The sequence below is a fragment of the Streptomyces zinciresistens K42 genome, assembly GCF_000225525.1.
Classification (GTDB): Bacteria; Actinomycetota; Actinomycetes; order Streptomycetales; family Streptomycetaceae; genus Streptomyces; species Streptomyces zinciresistens.
In genome coordinates this window covers 1-1,331 of record NZ_AGBF01000444.1, presented here as the reverse complement: position 1 = coordinate 1,331, position 1,331 = coordinate 1, and the positions used below count along the sequence as shown (strand labels likewise).

Below are 1,331 nucleotides of genomic sequence, written 5' to 3'. Positions count from 1 at the left end.
CTGAACCGCCCCGGGTGAAATGGAGACTCGATTCCATGTAAGGATTGAGTCATGGCACGACCCTCCCGTTACCCGCTTGAGCTGCGCCGTCGCGCGGTGCGCATGGTCGCCGAGGTCCGCGGCGACTACCCGAACGAGACAGCCGCCTTGCAGGCGGTCGCGGACAAGCTCGACATCGGTTCCCGCGAGACGCTGCGGAACTGGGTGAAGCAGAACGACATCGACGCGGGCCAGCGGCCGGGGGCGACGACGGAGGAGTCCGCCCAGATCAAGGCGCTGAAGAAGGAGAACGCCGAACTCAAGCGGGCCAACGAGATCCTGAAGGCCGCGGCGGGTTTCTTCGCGGCCGAGCTCGACCGGCCACACACACGCTCGTAGCCTTCATCGACGAGCACCGGGACCGCTTCGGCGGAGTCGAGCCGATCTGCAGGACGCTCACCGAGCACGACTGCAAGATCGCCCCATCCACGTACTACGCCCACAAGAAACGCCTCGGAACTCCCTCCGCCCGTTCCGTGCGCGACGAGGAGCTCAAAGAACGGATCCAGGCGGTCTACACGTCCAACTACCGGGTCTACGGAGCCCGGAAGATCTGGCGCGAGCTGAAGCGGCAGGGCCACGAAGTGGCCCGCTGCACCGTCGAGCGCCTCATGCGCGAGCTCGGCATCCAGGGCGCGGTGCGGGGCAAGCGCGTCATCACCACGATCCCCGGCGGGCAGGCCGAGCGGGCCCCCGATCTCGTCGACCGCGACTTCGTCACCGCAGCACCGAACCGGTGCTGGGTGGCGGACTTCACTCATGTGAAGACATGGTCCGCGACCGTCTACGTCGCATTCGTCGTGGACACCTTCTCCCGCCGGATTGTCGGCTGGTCGGCGGCCACCGTAAAGGAAACCGTCTTCGTCCTGGACGCTCTGGAGATGGCCGTCTGGCAACGCGACCGCGACCAACAACCCATCCAGCCGGGCGAGTTGATCCATCACTCGGACGCCGGGTCGCAATACACATCGTTCAAGCTCGCCGAGCATCTGGACGCCGCCGGCATCGCTGCCTCCATCGGTTCGGTCGGCGACGCCTACGACAACGCCCTGATGGAGTCGACGATCGGCCTGTACAAGACCGAATTGATCAAACCCCAGCGGCCCTGGAAGACACTCTCCCAAGTCGAGTTGGCCACTGCCGAATGGGTCGACTGGTACAACCACCGGCGGCTCCACGGAGAGATAGGTCACGTCCCACCCGTCGAATACGAAGTCAGCTACTACACCGAATCCACGAAACCCCAGGTCATCACCACAATCTGAGATCTCTACCGAACCCGGGGCGGTTCA

General features: G+C 64.8%; 1 protein-coding gene. It reads left to right on the top strand.

Translation table 11 applies throughout. The features are described 5' to 3' along the window. Positions 1-51: 51 nt before the first annotated feature. Positions 52-1,304, top strand: a protein-coding gene (locus SZN_RS37105; RefSeq protein ID WP_099052229.1) for an IS3 family transposase whose coding sequence is annotated in 2 segments (ribosomal slippage) — positions 52-334 and positions 334-1,304 — 1,254 coding nt in all. Because the reading frame shifts where the segments join, the coding sequence is not laid out codon by codon here. Positions 1,305-1,331: the final 27 nt, after the last annotated feature.